The organism is Roseovarius tolerans (assembly GCF_028885395.1).
Lineage (GTDB): Bacteria > Pseudomonadota > Alphaproteobacteria > Rhodobacterales > Rhodobacteraceae > Roseovarius > Roseovarius tolerans.
Genome location: NZ_CP118494.1, coordinates 515,966 through 530,091, shown reverse-complemented (window position 1 = coordinate 530,091; position 14,126 = coordinate 515,966). Strand labels below are relative to the sequence as shown.

Genomic DNA, 14,126 nt, shown 5'->3' with positions numbered 1-14,126 from the left:
CTCCCTGAAGCAATGGTGCGCCGCCCATCTCCGGGCGACGGCAGGCCGCGACAGGCTACACGGAAAACGCGAACAGGCAACCGTGCGCGCGGCTGCCTGTTCAAAAATCACCGAACTGTCATATAGCGCCGGATCAGAGGGTGACGGATGTCACCAGCCCCCTCTCGCGCGCGATCCTTGCGGCGACCGAGGCCACGGCAAGATCCTGCAAACCGACGCCGGTGCCATCGAACAACGTGATCTCTTCCGCTGATGCACGCCCGGCATGGGTGCCGTTGATCACCGCACCGACGGGGATGATGTCACCCTCGGCAATAAGGCCCTGCGCGACCGCATGCTGCGCCTCGCCGATGCTGATCGACTGCGCGATCTCGTCGGCAAAGACGGTGGCCCGCTGAAAGAGGACCGGGTCGACCTCCTGCTTGCCCTTGGTATCGGTGCCCATGCAGGCGATATGCGTGCCAGGCTTGATCCAGTCGGCCATCAGCAGCGGCTCGAACGCGCTGGTGATCGTGATGATCACATCCGCCTGCGCGCCCAATTCCTCTTGGCTCACGCCCTCGAAGGCCAGCCCCAGCTCCTCGGCCACCGCTTGCAGGCGCGGCAGCATGTCGGGATGCGGGTTCCACGCCACGACCTTTTCAAAGTCGCGCTGCTCAGCGGCGGCGCGCAACTGGAACGTTGATTGGTGACCCGCGCCAACCATGCCCAGAACCTTGGCATCTTTGCGTGCCAGATGCGCGATGGAGACCGAACTTGAGGCCGCCGTGCGCAGCGCGGTGAGGTAATTGCCCCCCACCAGCGCCGACAATTGCCCGGTATCGGGATCGAAGAGGCAGACCGTGGATTGGTGGTTGGTCAGCCCCTTCTCCATGTTCCCCGGCCAATAGCCACCCGCCTTGAGCCCGAGGGTCAGGCCGGATTTGTCAAACCCGCCCTTGAAACCATAGAGCGCATCGGCGTGGCCGATGGCCTCGCGCACCACCGGAAAGTTATAGGCGTCGCCCTTGGCCATTGCGCCGAACACGGCCTCAACGGCCGAAAACGCGTCGGCGCGGCTGATCACCTCCTGGCAGATTTCCTCGCCGACGATGACGATACCTTGGGTCTCTACTTTCTGATCCATCATGCCGCCCTCAATAGGCCCGGCCACGGGCCGAGACTGGCCAGACGGTTTCGACCTTGCCGCTCCGCACGCCGACATACCAGTCATGCACGTTGCAGGTGGGGTCGCAATGCCCGGGCACGAGGCGCAGCTTCTCGTTCACCTTGAGCACGCCATCGGGGTCCGCGACCACGCCATGCTCATCCGAGCATTTGACGTATTCCACGTCCTTGCGGCCAAAGATGAACGGCAGGCCACTATCCACCGACTGCGCCTTGAGGCCCGCATCGACGATGGCCTTGTCGGCCTTGGCGTGGCTCATCACGCTTGTCAGGATGAAGAGCGCATTTTCCCACTCGCCTTGGTCGATCCGGTTGCCGTCCTTGTCGAGAATGCGCCCGTAATCAGCATCCATAAAGGCGTAGGAGCCGCACTGAAGCTCGTTATAAACGCCAGAATTGCCCTCGAAATAATAGCTGCCGGTACCACCGCCGCCGACGATGTCGCACTCCAGCCCCTCGGCCTTCAGCCCCTCGACGGCATCGCGCACCTGCGCCACGGCCAGATCAATCTTGGCCTTGCGGTCCTCGTATTTGTCCATGTGCTGCATCGCGCCCTGATAGGCCTGAATGCCCGCGAACTTGAGGCCGGGTGCCGCGTCGATGGCCTTGGCGATCTCGACCACCTCGGGTGTCGTGGTGACACCGCAGCGCCCCGCGCCGCAGTCGATTTCAACCAGACATTCGATCTGCGTGCCGTGCTTTTGCGCACCCGCCGACAGATCCGCCACATTGGCCAGATCATCGACGCAGCAGATCGTGCGCGCGCCCAGCTTGGGCATCCGCGCCAGACGGTCGATCTTGGCGGGGTCGCGCACCTGATTGGACACCAGCACATCCTTGATCCCGCCACGGGCAAAGACCTCGGCCTCGCTCACCTTCTGGCAGCAGACACCACAAGAGCCGCCTAGGCTCTCTTGCAGCTTCGCCACATCCACCGACTTGTGCATCTTGCCGTGTACCCGGTGGCGCATCCCGTGCTCGCGGGCCCAATCGCCCATCTTCTTGATGTTGCGCTCCAGCGCGTCAAGATCGAGCACGAGGCAGGGCGTCTGAATGTCAGCCTCATCCATGCCCGGCAGGGCAGGGATGTCAAAGCCCACTTCGTAGTCGTCGAGATTGATCACGTCTTTCATGGTATCCTCCGGTTTATTCTATGGCCAGGCGCGGCCCGGCCGATGCTCATTTGATCCAGGGCAGTTTGTCGAGATCGACATTGCCGCCGGTGATGATCACGCCAACACGCCTGCCCGCGAACACCTCGCGGTTTTTTAGGATCGTCGCCAGCGGCACGGCACAGCTCGCCTCGATCACGATCTTCATCCGCGCCCAGGTGAGTTTCATCGCGTCGATGATCTCGTCTTCGCTGGCGGTCAGGATGTCGGTCACGTTATGGCTCACGAAATGCCAGGTGTTGTCCTTGAGCGGCACCTTGAGCCCGTCGGCCACCGTCTCGGGCGCGTCATCGGCGATGATATGCCCGGCCTTGAAACTGCGATAGGCGTCGTCGGCCTGCTCGGGCTCGGCGGCATAAATATCCACGTCGGGCGCGATGTTCGACAGTGTGAGACACGTGCCCGAGATCATCCCGCCACCCCCGATGGGCGCGATCACGGCATCGAGCCCATCGGTCTGCTCCATCATCTCAAGCGAGCAGGTGGCCTGTCCGGTGATGACACGCAGGTCATTATAGGGATGCACGAATTCCGCGCCGGTCTCGGCCTGAACCTTGGCAAAGACCTCTTCGCGGCTGGTGGTCGAGGGCTCGCATTCGGTGATGATGCCGCCATAACCGCGCACCGCATCCTTTTTCGCCTGCGGCGCGGTGCGGGGCATGACCACATGGCACGGGATACCCCGCCGCCCGGCCGCATAGCTAAGGCTGAGCGCATGGTTGCCCGAGCTGTGCGTCGCCACGCCGAGCTTGGCGACCTCGTCCGTCAGCCCAAACACCGAGTTCGACGCACCACGCACTTTGAACGCGCCCGCCTTCTGGAAATTCTCGCATTTGAAGAACAGCTCCGCGCCGGTCAGCTCGTTCAGGAAGGACGAGGTCAGAACCGGGGTGCGGTGAATATAGGGCTTGATCCGCTCATGCGCGGTGCGCACGTCCTCAATCGTCAGATCGCCCGGGCTTCGTTGGTCCAGCATGCTCTCTCCTTTCACGCGGCTTTTTCGGTCAGAACCGGCTTGGCGGTCTTGCGGTAACAATCCTGCGCCGCGATCACGCCCGAGCCCAGCTTGACCGGGTAGTTCAGGTCAGCCATCGCCATTTCGATCGTGGCCAGCCCCGACAGCATCATCGCATCCGTCAGACTGCCCAGATGGCCGATGCGGAAGGCGCGGCCGTTCATCTCTCCGAGCCCCACGCCAAAGCTCATACCATAGGTGGCAAAGGCGTGCTCGGTCAGGGCGTTGCTGTCAAACCCGTCAGGCACATAAATGGCGCTGACCGTGTCAGAGTAAAGCTCAGGCGATTGCGCCACGAGACGCAGGCCCCAGGCCTCGACCGCACGTCGCACACCTTCGGCCAGGCGCGTGTGGCGGGCATAGACATTCTCCAACCCCTCCTCGAACAGCATGTTCAGGCTCTCGGCCATGCCGTAGATCAGTTGCAGCGGCGGCGTGTAGGGGTAACCACCCTTGGCGTTGGTCGTCAGCATATCACGAAAATCAAAAAAGGTGCGCGGCAGCGTGGCGCTGTCCATCGCGGCAAGCGCCTTGTCGCTGACCGCGAGGATGGCCATCCCGGTATTCAGCATGAACCCCTTTTGCGAGCCGGCGACCGCGATATCGACACCCCAGGCATCCATCTCGAACGGCATCGACGCGAGGGAACTGACGCAATCGACCATCAAGAGCGCGGGATGTGCGGCAGCATTCATCGCACCCCGCACGGCGCCGATGTCAGAGCGCACGCCGGTCGCTGTTTCGTTATGGGTGACGAGCACCGCCTTGATCTTGTGCGCGGTATCGGCGCGTAGCGCCGCCTCGAACTTGTCGGCGGGCGCGCCGCTGCCCCAGGGGCATTCGATGATCTGCACGTTCAGTCCATGCCGCTCGCACATGTCGATCCAGCGATGGCTGAACATGCCGTAACGCGCCACCAGAACAGTGTCGCCGGGCGACAGCGTGTTGGTGATCGCCGCTTCCCAGCCGCCAGTGCCCGAGGCCGGGAAGGTGATGATCTCGGCCTCCGATGCGCCGAACACCGTCAGGCACCCCGCCAGCACCGGCGTCAGCGTGTTGACGAAGGCGGGCGAGCGGTGATCCTGCGTCTGCACCTGCATCGCGCGGCGCAACCTGTCGGGAATATTGGTCGGGCCGGGAATGAAAACCGGGTTCTGATCTGACATGACACCATCCTCCTTGGGTGATGTAGTGAATATGAGGGATGCCCGGCTTTTCGGCAATTTTCTTGAAAACATTTTTCATTTATAATTATAAAATCACAAATATCTGTTTTATATAGGTTTTTATTTTTTCATATCTGCCCTATATAAACCCATGAAAAATATTTTTATTCTGCATGCAATCGCCCACGCAGGGAATCGCTTCTCATGACCCAGACCAAACGCCCCCGGGGCCGCCCCAAATCCCAATTCTCCGAGAGCAGCGCAGGCACCATGCAGTCGCTCGACCGCGCGCTTGGCGTGCTCACCACGGTGGCCCGGCAGGAAGGGGTGAACCTCACCGATCTGTCGCTTTCGCTGGGCATCCCCACGGCCACCACGCACCGCATTCTGACCACCCTGCAAAAGCGCGAGTTCGTCCGCTTCGACGAAGAGCGGCAGGACTGGACCATCGGCATCGAGGCCTATCGCACGGGTGTGGCCTATCTCAAGCGCACAAACCTCGCGGATGCGGGCCGCCCGGTGATGCGCCGCCTGATGGAACAAACCGGCGAGACCGCCAATCTCGCCGTGCCGGACGGGGCCGAGGTAGTGTTCATCGGGCAGGTCGAGACCGGCAACCCGATCCGCGCCTTCTTTCCGCCCGGCTCGCGCACGCCGATGCACGCCTCGGGCATCGGCAAGGCCCTTCTCGCGGCGCTGTCAGAAGAGCGTCGCCTCGCGCTGCTGAAGGGGGCAGGGCTGCAGGGCTTTACCGCGAACACCCATGTCACGCCGCGCGCCCTCTTCGAAGACCTCGAACAGACCGCCGCGCGCGGCTGGTCGTTTGACCGAAACGAGCGCTATGACGGCATGTCCTGCATCGGCGCCGCGATCTTCAACGACCGCGGAGAGCCCTGTGCCGGTGTGTCGATCTCGGGCCCCTCCTCGCGGTTTTCCGACGCGCGCCTGCCCGAATTCGGCCGCGCTGTGGCGCAGGCGGCAGCACAGATCACCCACCTGATCGCCGGGCACGACGCCGAGGTGACGGGATAGCCCGGTGACGAATCCGGAGACCGCAAAATTTGACCCTGCGAATCCCGGTCTGCCCCCTTTTCTCGGAGGGGTCATAGGTTATATAGAGAGGCCGAAGCAATGGACCTCATGCGCAACAAGGGTGCGACAGCAAAGTGATGACAGTGCAGTTTCCCCAACTGGCCGGTCCGGGCAAGGACGAGGATGGCGACGACGACGTCTCCGTCGCGATCAAGACGCGCCCCAAGACGCAGCGCCCGCCGCTCTACAAGGTGTTGCTGCTGAATGACGATTACACCCCGATGGAGTTCGTCGTCGCGGTGCTCGAGCGGTTCTTCGGCATGTCGCACGCGCAGGCCTTCGAGATCATGCTGACGGTGCATAAAAAGGGCGTCGCGGTCGTCGGCGTGTTCAGCCACGAGATCGCCGAGACAAAGGTGGCACAGGTGATGGATTTCGCCCGCCGTCATCAGCACCCGCTGCAATGCACCATGGAAAAGGAATAGCGTGAGCACGCCCTCGCGCCTGTCGCTTGCCGTCGACTCCGGCACCGTGACCCTGCCCGATGCGGGACGTATCGCCGTGATTGCACCGCGCGCCGGGGCGGATATCACGGCACTGCCCGCCGAACGCGTGCAGGTCATCACCACGATGAAACCCGATTTCGACGCGTTCGCCGCGCGCGGCTACGATTGCGCGGTGGCCCCCGAGGGGCGCTATGCGGCGGCGCTCGTCTGCCTGCCCCGCGCCAAGCCGCTGGCGCGTGCGCTGATCGCGCAGGCGGCGGATGTGACCGACGGCCCGGTGATCGTCGATGGCGACAAGACCGACGGGGTCGAATCGATTCTCAAGGACTGCCGCAAGCGCGTCGAGACCGGCGCGCCGCTGTCCAAGGCGCATGGCAAGGTCTTCACCCTGCCCGCCGAGGCCGAGTTTGCCGATTGGCGCGGCACCGAGAGCGAGATCACAGGCGGCTATGTCACCGCACCCGGAGTGTTTTCCGCCGACGGCATCGACCCGGGCTCCGACTGGCTGGCGCGCGCGCTACCCGAAAAGCTGGGCGCGCATGTGATCGACCTTGGCGCAGGCTGGGGATACCTCGCCGCGCAAGTGCTAAAGCGCGAGAGCATCACCCGGCTCGATCTGGTGGAGGCCGATCACGCCGCCCTCGCCTGTGCGCAGCGCAACGTGCTCGATCCGCGCGCCGCGTTCCATTGGGCCGATGCCACCCAGTGGCAGCCCGAAAGCCGCGCCGACAGCGTGATCATGAACCCGCCCTTTCACACCGGACGCAGCGCCAATCCCGATCTGGGCCGCGCCTTCATCGCCTCGGCGGCGCGCGCGCTCAAGCCGTCGGGCACGCTATGGCTTGTGGCCAACCGCCATCTGCCCTACGAGGCGACGCTGGCGCAACGCTTCAAACATGTCGAAGAGATCGCGGGCGACACCCGCTTCAAGATCCTTCAGGCGCGTCACCCGTCTCGTCAGACGCGGTAGAATCGCCTAACCTCCCCCAAAGATCAGCTCGAAAGGCGCTTTCATGTCATTCTCCATCGCGGGCAAGACCGCCATCGTGACCGGCGGCGCCAACGGAATCGGCCTCGCCATCGGGCGGCATTTCGCGGACAAGGGCGCCAATGTCATGTTCGCCGACATGGACGAGAAACGCCTGAAAGACGAATTGGGCAAGGCCGCCGAAGCTGACAATATCCGGTATTTCGCAGGCGACCTGCGGCAGAAACTGGCGCAAGCCAATCTGCTCTCGGCCACCATCGACGCGTTCGAGCAGATCGACATCCTAGTGAATGCCTGCCGTCAGGTCGTGCCCTCGGACGCGCTCAACCCCGAGGATGACGCCGTCGAGATGCTGTTACAGCAAAACCTGATGACCTCGCTCAGGATGAGCCAACAGGTCGCCAAGCGGATGATCAAACAGGCCGAAGGCCAGACCGAAGGGGTCACCGGCACCATCGTCAACCTCTCCTCGATCGCCGCGCGCCGCACCCATCCCGATCTCATGGCTTACTCGATCTCCTCGGCGGCCCTCGACCAGATGACGCGCAGTCTCGCGGTGGCGCTCGCGCCATACCGCATTCGCGTCAATGCAGTGGCGTTCGGCTCGGTGATGAGTGCGTCGCTCAAGGACACGCTGCGCGAGCACAGCGATTACCGTGATGATATCGAGGACCACACCCCCCTTGGCCGCATCGCCTCGGCCACGGAACTCGCCGAGGCGGTGCAATATCTCGCCTGCGACGGCTCCAGCTTCATGACCGGGCAGATCATGACGATGGATGGCGGGCGCACCCTGCTTGATCCCGTCGCCGCCCCGGCGCATTAATGGGACAAAGAGCCCAAGGATTGACCCGATGAGTGACGATTTCACCGACAAGAAAGCCCGCGCAAGCGCCTGGTTCCGCCATCTGCGCGACGAGATCGTCGCCGCCTTCGAGGGGCTTGAGGACAGCCATGACACGGGACCGTTTGCAGAGGCCGAACCGGGCCGATTCGACGTGTCTGAGACCAGCCGCGCCAGCGACGACGGATCAGACGCCGGCGGCGGACTGATGAGCGTGATGCGCGGCGGCCGCGTCTTCGAGAAGGTCGGCGTAAACGTCTCGGAGGTTTACGGCACATTGGGCGAGGCCGCGCAAAAGGCGATGGCCGCGCGCGGCGTGCCGGGGATGGAGGACGACCCGCGCTTCTGGGCCTCCGGCATCAGCCTCGTCGCCCATATGCAGAACCCGTATTGCCCGGCCGTGCACATGAACACTCGGATGTTCTGGACCCCCGGCGCGTGGTGGTTCGGCGGAGGATCGGATCTCAACCCCTGCATCGAGTATCCCGAGGATACCGCGCATTTCCACGACCAGCAAAAGGCGCATCTCGCCCCGCATGGCGAGGATCTCTACGCGCGACTCAAGGACTGGGCGGACGAGTATTTCTATATCCCGCATCGCCACCGGGCGCGCGGCGTCGGCGGCATCTTCATGGATGACCGCAACACCGGCGACTGGGAGGCGGATTTCGCCCTGACCCAGGATATCGGGCGGGCGTTTTTACCCGCCTTTGTGCCATTGACCGAACGGCGGCGGGTGCAGCCCTTCACCGAGGCCGACAAGGATACCCAGCTTGTGCATCGCGGGCTCTATGCGGAATACAACCTCGTCTATGATCGCGGCACCAAGTTCGGGCTGGCCACCGGGCATGACGCAAACGCGGTGCTGATGAGCCTGCCCCCCTTGGCCAAGTGGCACTAGAGGCACAACGCCCGGTCAGTGAACCGTCACCGGCTCCATGTTCTTCTGGCGCGCCAGAAGAAAGGCCAGCTTGCGATCGCGCACCAGCGCCAGCCGCTCGCCCTCGGTGCTGTGCACGGCGTAGAGCGTCGTCAGATCGCCGACCTGCTCGCGCATGTCTTCGGGCAGATCCTCGACATTGACGGGCCGCACATAGACGATGGCCCGCTCTTCGATATCTCCGAAATCATACTTCGCATCCATGATGGCTTACCCCTTGTTGATCCTGATTTTCTGCACCACCGGCTCGGGTTGGGCGCGGGTGAGGTCCACGTGCAAAAGCCCGTTTTCCATGATCGCCTCGCCCACCTCGACACCGTCGGCCAGCACGAAAGAGCGCTGGAACTGACGCGCGGCGATGCCGCGATGCAGGTAGATACGGCCCTCGGCGTCGTCGCCCTGACGGCCCCGGATGACCAGTTGCCGGTCCTCCACGGTGATCGCAAGATCCTCCTCCGAGAACCCGGCCACGGCCAGTGTGATGCGATAGGAATTCTGCGAGGTCTGTTCGATGTTGAAGGGCGGATAGCCCTCGTTGCCCGATTTGGCGCTGCGTTCCAGCATCCGTTCGAGCTGCTCGAACCCCAGCATGTAGGGGTGCGACCCCAGAGTAAGCTTTGTCATCGACACGTCCTTGAGCTTAAGCGACCGTCCGGTGCGCAAGGCCCCGTTATGGCAGCCTGCGCCCAAAATATGGGGATTGCCCCGGATGCGCGCAAGGGCTTTGCGAATGGGCGCGGATTGACTATCTTGTAAGCCCACGGCCCCCTTGGAGGAATCGCTTGCCATGAACGCCTATAGCGACCTTTCGATGAAATCAGAGGATGTGCTGCGCGTGGAACTGGAAGAGTTTCGCCGCGAGCATGGCGATCTCGACGCGGCCATTCGCGCGCTGCAAGAGAAAAGCACCGCCGATCAGTTGACCCTGCAACGGCTCAAGAAGAAAAAACTCTGGCTGCGCGACATGATCGCCCGGATCGAGGACCGGCTCTATCCCGACATCATTGCGTAACCCCCCTTGATGGGTATAGTGCGCGCTTCAAAACGTGAGGCGTGACATGACAGGCGTGAAAATCGGCATCATCATGGGCAGTCAATCGGACTGGTCCACCATGCGCGAAGCGGCGAGCATTCTCGACGAGTTGGGCCTGGGATACGAGACGCGCATCGTCTCGGCGCATCGCACGCCGGACCGGTTGTGGGACTACGGAAAGACCGCCGTTGAGCGCGGCTTGCAGGTGATCATCGCAGGCGCGGGCGGGGCGGCGCATCTGCCGGGCATGATGGCCTCGAAAACCCGCGTGCCGGTGATCGGCGTGCCGGTGCAGACCCGCGCGCTCGCAGGTGTCGACAGCCTCTATTCCATCGTGCAGATGCCAAAGGGCTTTCCGGTGGCGACCATGGCGATCGGCGCGGCAGGGGCCGCCAATGCCGGGCTGATGGCCGCCGCGATCCTTGCCAATTCCGACGCCGCCCTCGCGCAGCGCCTCGATGACTGGCGCGCAGCGCTTTCTGCCTCCATTCCAGACGAGCCAAGCGATGACTGATTCTCTCTCTCCCGGCGCGACCATCGGCATTCTGGGCGGCGGCCAGTTGGGCCGCATGCTCTCGGTCGCCGCGGCGCGCCTCGGGTTCAAGACCTGCATCTTCGAGCCGGGCGGCGATTGCCCGGCGAGCCATGTGGCGAACTTTCATTTCAAGGCCGAGTACACCGACGAGGATGCGCTGCGCCGCTTTGCCGACAGCGTCGATGTCATCACCTTTGAGTTCGAGAACATTCCCGCCTCGGCCCTCGATGTGCTGGAACGGATCACGCCCGTCCACCCTGGCCGCCGCGCGCTCAAGGTCAGCCAGGACCGTCTGACGGAAAAGGCGTTCCTGTCGGATCTGGGGCTGGCAACCGCGCCCTTTGCCGCCGTCGATGACGCCGAGGATCTGGCCGAGGCGATGGCCGAGATCGGCCTGCCCGCGATCCTCAAGACCCGCCGCTTCGGTTATGACGGCAAGGGGCAGGCGCGGATCATGACGGCGCAGGACGCCGAACAGGCCCTGGCCGACATGAACGGCGCCGCAGCGATCTACGAGGGGTTCGTCGAGTTCAGCCACGAAGTGTCGGTCATCGCGGCGCGCAATGCCGCCGGTGATGTAGCCTGTTATGATCCCGGCGAGAACGTCCACGACGACGGCATCCTGCGCACCACCACCGTGCCCGCGCGCCTGACGGCGGCACAGCGCACCGATGCGGTCCTGCTGGCGGCCAAGATCCTCAACCGTTTGAAATATGTGGGCGTCATGGGGGTGGAACTGTTCGTGACGGCCAAGGGCCTCGTGGTCAACGAGATCGCGCCGCGCGTCCACAATTCCGGCCACTGGACGCAATCCGGCTGCGCCATCGACCAGTTCGAACAGCATATCCGCGCCGTGACGGGCTGGCCGCTGGGCGACGGTTCGCGCTATGCGGATGTGGTGATGGAGAACCTCATCGGCGATGACATGAACCGCCTGCCGCAGATCATGCACGAGGCCGATGCCGCGCTACACCTCTATGGCAAGGCCGAGGTAAAGCCGGGTCGCAAGATGGGCCATGTCAACCGGATCATGCGCAAGCCGACATAGCGCCCTGACCGCTTCAGTTTTCAGTCAGGGCGTTGCGTGAAACCGTGCCTTGCGTATGGGACGCGATGACATTTGCGATGCGCGCACCGATATGGCGGCTTGCCTTGACCGAGGGGTGAATGCGGTCCAGCGCGTGATAGCTCAGATCGCCATGCGGAACCATGTCGGCCAGCGGCATGAAATGCAGCCCCCGGTCCAGTGCCGCGAGACGCGCCATGCGTCGGTCGAATTCGTCACCCTCGTCGGCGCAATGCTCGATCGGGGAGTTCACACCCGGCGAGCGCAGATAGCCCACATAAATCACCTGCGCCCCGTCCTGGCGCAGCCGCGACAGGAAGCCGGGGATCACACCACGGCGACCGTCACGCGAAATCAGCTGGTTCATGCGCTGTTCGCAGCGGCTGCACCCGCAACCCAGCCACAGGTCATTGCCGCCCCCATTGAGCACCACCCAATCCCAGTTCCCGCGATGATATTGCTGCTTGATATTGAGCCCGAGTGCCCCGCTGATCGGCAGCCGGTAGAAATACCGCGCCCCGCCGATGGCGCGGTCGGTCACCTGCGCCCCGGTCATGCGTCGCACGGTCGACGACACCGACAGGCCGACCAGCTTGTGCATCGCCATGAGCGAATCGCCCATCACCAGGATACGGAACCCGTCGCGCCCCTGCGCCATGGCCTGCGGCCCCGTCAAAACAAGGGTCAGCAGCGCGATCGCGAATATCTGTCGTATCATTTTCAGCCTCGTCACCATGATCGGATCGGACGCCCCCAGGCATCCATGCTATCAGACTGGCACCGAAGGTTTAACAAATTCCCAAAAACACTCTGTTGCCCGGAGGCGACCTGTCTTTCGCACAGAATGGCCTGCGGCAACGAACATTGCACTCCCGCCTCAAACCTCTAGGTTCGCGCTCAGACAGAAGGAATGGACAATGCGCGCGATCGTCACGGTGGACCGGCTGAGCAAGACCTACAAGGACGGCTTTCGGGCTCTCCGCGACGTCTCGCTCGATATCGAGGAAGGCGAGATCCTTGCTCTGCTCGGCCCCAATGGCGCGGGCAAGACGACACTCATTTCGGCGCTGTGCGGCATCACCACGCCGACCGCCGGGCAGGCGCGCGTCGGCGGGCATGACATCGTCACCGGCTACCGTGCCGCGCGCGCGATGATCGGCCTCGTGCCGCAGGAAATCGCGCTGGAACCCTTTGAAAAGGTGATCAACACCGTGCAGTTCTCGCGCGGCCTCTTCGGCAAGTCGCGCGATGACGCGCTGGTCGAGCGGGTGCTGCGGCAACTGTCGCTCTGGGACAAGCACAACAACCGCATCCGAGAACTGTCGGGCGGCATGAAACGCCGCGTGCTGATCGCCAAGGCGCTCTGCCACGAGCCACGCGTGCTGTTCCTCGACGAGCCGACGGCAGGCGTCGATGTGGAACTGCGCCGCGACATGTGGGAGGTGGTGCGCGGGCTCAAGGAAAGCGGCGTCACCATCATCCTGACCACGCATTATCTGGAGGAGGCCGAGGCCATGGCCGACCGCATCGCCGTCATCAACCGCGGCGAGATCCTGCTGGTCGAGAACAAGGCCGATCTGATGCGCCGGATGGGCCGCAAGACGCTGCAGATCGACCTTGTGCAGCCGGTCGAGGCGGTGCCAGAGACGCTTGCGCAATACGCGCTGGAACTGGCCCATGACGGGCATGCCCTGCTCTATCATTACGACACCAGCGGCGAGCGCACCGGCATCACCCGGCTGTTACAGGCGCTCGCAGACGAGGGGCTGAACGTGCGCGACATCGAGACCCGACAGAGCAGTCTGGAAGAGATTTTCGTGGGTCTTGTGCGGGAGGACGCGGCATGAACCTGCACGCCATCAAGGCCATATACGTCTATGAAATGAAGCGGTTTTTCCGCACGATTTTCGAATCTCTCCTGTCCCCGGTGATCTCTACCACGCTCTATTTCGTGGTCTTCGGTGCCGCCATCGGCAGCCGCATCGAAGAGGTCGAGGGCGTCAGCTACGGCGCCTTCATCGTGCCGGGGCTGATCATGCTCAGCGTCATGACACAGGCCATCTCCAACGCCTCGTTCGGGATCTATTTCCCGAAATTCATCGGCACGATCTTCGAACTGCTCTCGGCCCCCATCAACTTTTTCGAAATCGTTCTGGGCTATGTCGGGGCGGCGGCGACGAAATCGCTGCTCATCGGCGGGGTGATCCTGATCACAGCCGGGTTCTTTGTCGATCTCGACATTCAGCATCCGGTGATGATGCTGGTCTTTCTGGTGATGATCTGCGTCAGCTTTGCACTCTTCGGCTTCATCATCGGCATCTGGTCGGAAAATTTCCAGCAGTTGCAGCTGATCCCGCTCCTGGTGATCACGCCGCTGGTGTTCCTGGGCGGGGCCTTCTACTCGGTCTCGATGCTGCCCGAGGGCTGGCAGACGGTGACGCTGTTCAACCCGGTGGTCTACCTGATCTCGGGCTTTCGCTGGTCGTTCTTCGGCGTGGCGGATGTGGGCGTCGGCCTGAGCCTCGCGGCGATCGGGATCTTTTTCGCGCTCTGCCTCGGGGTGGTCTGGTGGATCTTCAAGACCGGCTACCGGATCAAGTCCTGAGCGCGCGCGCGTAACCTTTTTCCCGCTGGGCGCTCTCAGTTGGTCCATGCGCCTTGT

At 63.2% G+C, this 14,126-nt stretch carries 17 protein-coding genes; 10 read left to right on the top strand and 7 right to left on the bottom strand.

Going from position 1 to position 14,126, the window contains the following annotated elements; genetic code table 11:
* Positions 1–133 precede the first annotated feature (133 nt).
* The 4 genes from bhcD to bhcA are packed head-to-tail and all read right to left on the bottom strand — an operon-like array spanning position 134 to position 4,520.
* Positions 134–1,126, bottom strand: coding sequence for an iminosuccinate reductase BhcD (bhcD, locus tag PVU19_RS02500; protein ID WP_050663104.1), 993 nt, complete (start codon positions 1,124–1,126; stop codon positions 134–136).
* A gap of 10 nt (positions 1,127–1,136) precedes the next feature.
* A complete protein-coding gene (gene bhcC, locus PVU19_RS02495) occupies positions 1,137–2,300 on the bottom strand; it encodes a 3-hydroxy-D-aspartate aldolase BhcC (protein ID WP_274789878.1) in 1,164 nt (387 codons plus the stop codon).
* Between the two features lie 46 nt (positions 2,301–2,346).
* The gene (bhcB, locus tag PVU19_RS02490) at positions 2,347–3,315 is read right to left on the bottom strand and encodes a beta-hydroxyaspartate dehydratase BhcB (protein ID WP_050663381.1); all 969 of its coding nucleotides are present in this window, start codon (positions 3,313–3,315) and stop codon (positions 2,347–2,349) included.
* A gap of 11 nt (positions 3,316–3,326) precedes the next feature.
* The gene (bhcA, locus tag PVU19_RS02485) at positions 3,327–4,520 is read right to left on the bottom strand and encodes an L-aspartate--glyoxylate aminotransferase BhcA (protein ID WP_050663382.1); all 1,194 of its coding nucleotides are present in this window, start codon (positions 4,518–4,520) and stop codon (positions 3,327–3,329) included.
* Between the two features lie 204 nt (positions 4,521–4,724).
* On the opposite strand from bhcA, the gene bhcR reads away from it, so the two are divergent.
* The 5 genes from bhcR to hemF all read left to right on the top strand — a co-directional run bounded on the left by bhcR (position 4,725) and on the right by hemF (position 8,791).
* The gene (gene bhcR, locus PVU19_RS02480; RefSeq protein ID WP_050663383.1) at positions 4,725–5,552 is read left to right on the top strand and encodes an HTH-type transcriptional regulator BhcR; all 828 of its coding nucleotides are present in this window, start codon (positions 4,725–4,727) and stop codon (positions 5,550–5,552) included.
* A gap of 137 nt (positions 5,553–5,689) precedes the next feature.
* The gene (gene clpS, locus PVU19_RS02475; RefSeq protein WP_050663384.1) at positions 5,690–6,037 is read left to right on the top strand and encodes an ATP-dependent Clp protease adapter ClpS; all 348 of its coding nucleotides are present in this window, start codon (positions 5,690–5,692) and stop codon (positions 6,035–6,037) included.
* Position 6,038: 1 nt separating this feature from the next.
* Positions 6,039–7,028 carry a class I SAM-dependent methyltransferase gene (locus PVU19_RS02470; RefSeq protein WP_050663385.1) on the top strand — a complete coding sequence of 330 codons (990 nt, stop codon included), beginning with the start codon at positions 6,039–6,041 and terminating at the stop codon, positions 7,026–7,028.
* A gap of 43 nt (positions 7,029–7,071) precedes the next feature.
* Complete coding sequence (locus tag PVU19_RS02465; RefSeq protein WP_050663386.1) at positions 7,072–7,872, top strand: SDR family NAD(P)-dependent oxidoreductase; 801 nt, start codon at positions 7,072–7,074, stop codon at positions 7,870–7,872.
* A gap of 28 nt (positions 7,873–7,900) precedes the next feature.
* Positions 7,901–8,791, top strand: a complete 891-nt coding sequence (gene hemF / locus PVU19_RS02460; protein ID WP_050663387.1) for an oxygen-dependent coproporphyrinogen oxidase — start codon at positions 7,901–7,903, stop codon at positions 8,789–8,791.
* Between the two features lie 15 nt (positions 8,792–8,806).
* On the opposite strand, the gene PVU19_RS02455 is transcribed toward hemF, so the two are convergent.
* Both PVU19_RS02455 and PVU19_RS02450 read right to left on the bottom strand, forming a co-directional pair.
* Complete coding sequence (locus PVU19_RS02455) at positions 8,807–9,034, bottom strand: DUF1150 family protein (protein WP_050663388.1); 228 nt, start codon at positions 9,032–9,034, stop codon at positions 8,807–8,809.
* A gap of 6 nt (positions 9,035–9,040) precedes the next feature.
* A complete protein-coding gene (locus PVU19_RS02450) occupies positions 9,041–9,454 on the bottom strand; it encodes an Hsp20 family protein (RefSeq protein ID WP_050663416.1) in 414 nt (137 codons plus the stop codon).
* Positions 9,455–9,617: 163 nt separating this feature from the next.
* Here PVU19_RS02450 and PVU19_RS02445 point away from each other — a divergent pair, with 163 nt between their 5' ends.
* From PVU19_RS02445 to PVU19_RS02435, 3 genes are read left to right on the top strand one after another with little or no spacing between them, the layout of a single operon-like run.
* Positions 9,618–9,842 carry a YdcH family protein gene (locus PVU19_RS02445; RefSeq protein ID WP_050663389.1) on the top strand — a complete coding sequence of 75 codons (225 nt, stop codon included), beginning with the start codon at positions 9,618–9,620 and terminating at the stop codon, positions 9,840–9,842.
* Positions 9,843–9,888: 46 nt separating this feature from the next.
* On the top strand, positions 9,889–10,377 hold the full coding sequence (purE, locus tag PVU19_RS02440; protein WP_050663390.1) for a 5-(carboxyamino)imidazole ribonucleotide mutase: 489 nt from the start codon (positions 9,889–9,891) through the stop codon (positions 10,375–10,377).
* Positions 10,370–11,446 carry a 5-(carboxyamino)imidazole ribonucleotide synthase gene (locus PVU19_RS02435; protein ID WP_050663391.1) on the top strand — a complete coding sequence of 359 codons (1,077 nt, stop codon included), beginning with the start codon at positions 10,370–10,372 and terminating at the stop codon, positions 11,444–11,446. The genes purE and PVU19_RS02435 overlap by 8 nt, the downstream gene beginning before the upstream one ends.
* Before the next feature lie 13 nt (positions 11,447–11,459).
* On the opposite strand, the gene PVU19_RS02430 is transcribed toward PVU19_RS02435, so the two are convergent.
* Positions 11,460–12,182, bottom strand: coding sequence for an SGNH/GDSL hydrolase family protein (locus PVU19_RS02430; RefSeq protein ID WP_050663417.1), 723 nt, complete (start codon positions 12,180–12,182; stop codon positions 11,460–11,462).
* A 199-nt stretch (positions 12,183–12,381) separates the two neighbouring features.
* On the opposite strand from PVU19_RS02430, the gene PVU19_RS02425 reads away from it, so the two are divergent.
* Both PVU19_RS02425 and PVU19_RS02420 read left to right on the top strand, forming a co-directional pair.
* Positions 12,382–13,311, top strand: coding sequence for an ABC transporter ATP-binding protein (locus tag PVU19_RS02425; protein WP_050663392.1), 930 nt, complete (start codon positions 12,382–12,384; stop codon positions 13,309–13,311).
* The gene (locus PVU19_RS02420; RefSeq protein ID WP_050663393.1) at positions 13,308–14,069 is read left to right on the top strand and encodes an ABC transporter permease; all 762 of its coding nucleotides are present in this window, start codon (positions 13,308–13,310) and stop codon (positions 14,067–14,069) included. The genes PVU19_RS02425 and PVU19_RS02420 overlap by 4 nt, the downstream gene beginning before the upstream one ends.
* Positions 14,070–14,126: the final 57 nt, after the last annotated feature.

Coding starts and splice junctions, on each gene's coding strand:
- PVU19_RS02450 (WP_050663416.1), bottom strand. CDS start 9,454: ATGACAAAGCTTACTCTGGGGTCGCACCCCTACATGCTGGGGTTCGAG.
- PVU19_RS02455 (WP_050663388.1), bottom strand. CDS start 9,034: ATGGATGCGAAGTATGATTTCGGAGATATCGAAGAGCGGGCCATCGTC.
- PVU19_RS02425 (WP_050663392.1), top strand. CDS start 12,382: ATGCGCGCGATCGTCACGGTGGACCGGCTGAGCAAGACCTACAAGGAC.
- hemF (WP_050663387.1), top strand. CDS start 7,901: ATGAGTGACGATTTCACCGACAAGAAAGCCCGCGCAAGCGCCTGGTTC.
- PVU19_RS02430 (WP_050663417.1), bottom strand. CDS start 12,182: ATGATACGACAGATATTCGCGATCGCGCTGCTGACCCTTGTTTTGACG.
- purE (WP_050663390.1), top strand. CDS start 9,889: ATGACAGGCGTGAAAATCGGCATCATCATGGGCAGTCAATCGGACTGG.
- PVU19_RS02435 (WP_050663391.1), top strand. CDS start 10,370: ATGACTGATTCTCTCTCTCCCGGCGCGACCATCGGCATTCTGGGCGGC.
- bhcA (WP_050663382.1), bottom strand. CDS start 4,520: ATGTCAGATCAGAACCCGGTTTTCATTCCCGGCCCGACCAATATTCCC.
- bhcD (WP_050663104.1), bottom strand. CDS start 1,126: ATGGATCAGAAAGTAGAGACCCAAGGTATCGTCATCGTCGGCGAGGAA.
- bhcR (WP_050663383.1), top strand. CDS start 4,725: ATGACCCAGACCAAACGCCCCCGGGGCCGCCCCAAATCCCAATTCTCC.
- clpS (WP_050663384.1), top strand. CDS start 5,690: ATGACAGTGCAGTTTCCCCAACTGGCCGGTCCGGGCAAGGACGAGGAT.
- bhcB (WP_050663381.1), bottom strand. CDS start 3,315: ATGCTGGACCAACGAAGCCCGGGCGATCTGACGATTGAGGACGTGCGC.
- PVU19_RS02465 (WP_050663386.1), top strand. CDS start 7,072: ATGTCATTCTCCATCGCGGGCAAGACCGCCATCGTGACCGGCGGCGCC.
- PVU19_RS02445 (WP_050663389.1), top strand. CDS start 9,618: ATGAACGCCTATAGCGACCTTTCGATGAAATCAGAGGATGTGCTGCGC.
- bhcC (WP_274789878.1), bottom strand. CDS start 2,300: ATGAAAGACGTGATCAATCTCGACGACTACGAAGTGGGCTTTGACATC.
- PVU19_RS02420 (WP_050663393.1), top strand. CDS start 13,308: ATGAACCTGCACGCCATCAAGGCCATATACGTCTATGAAATGAAGCGG.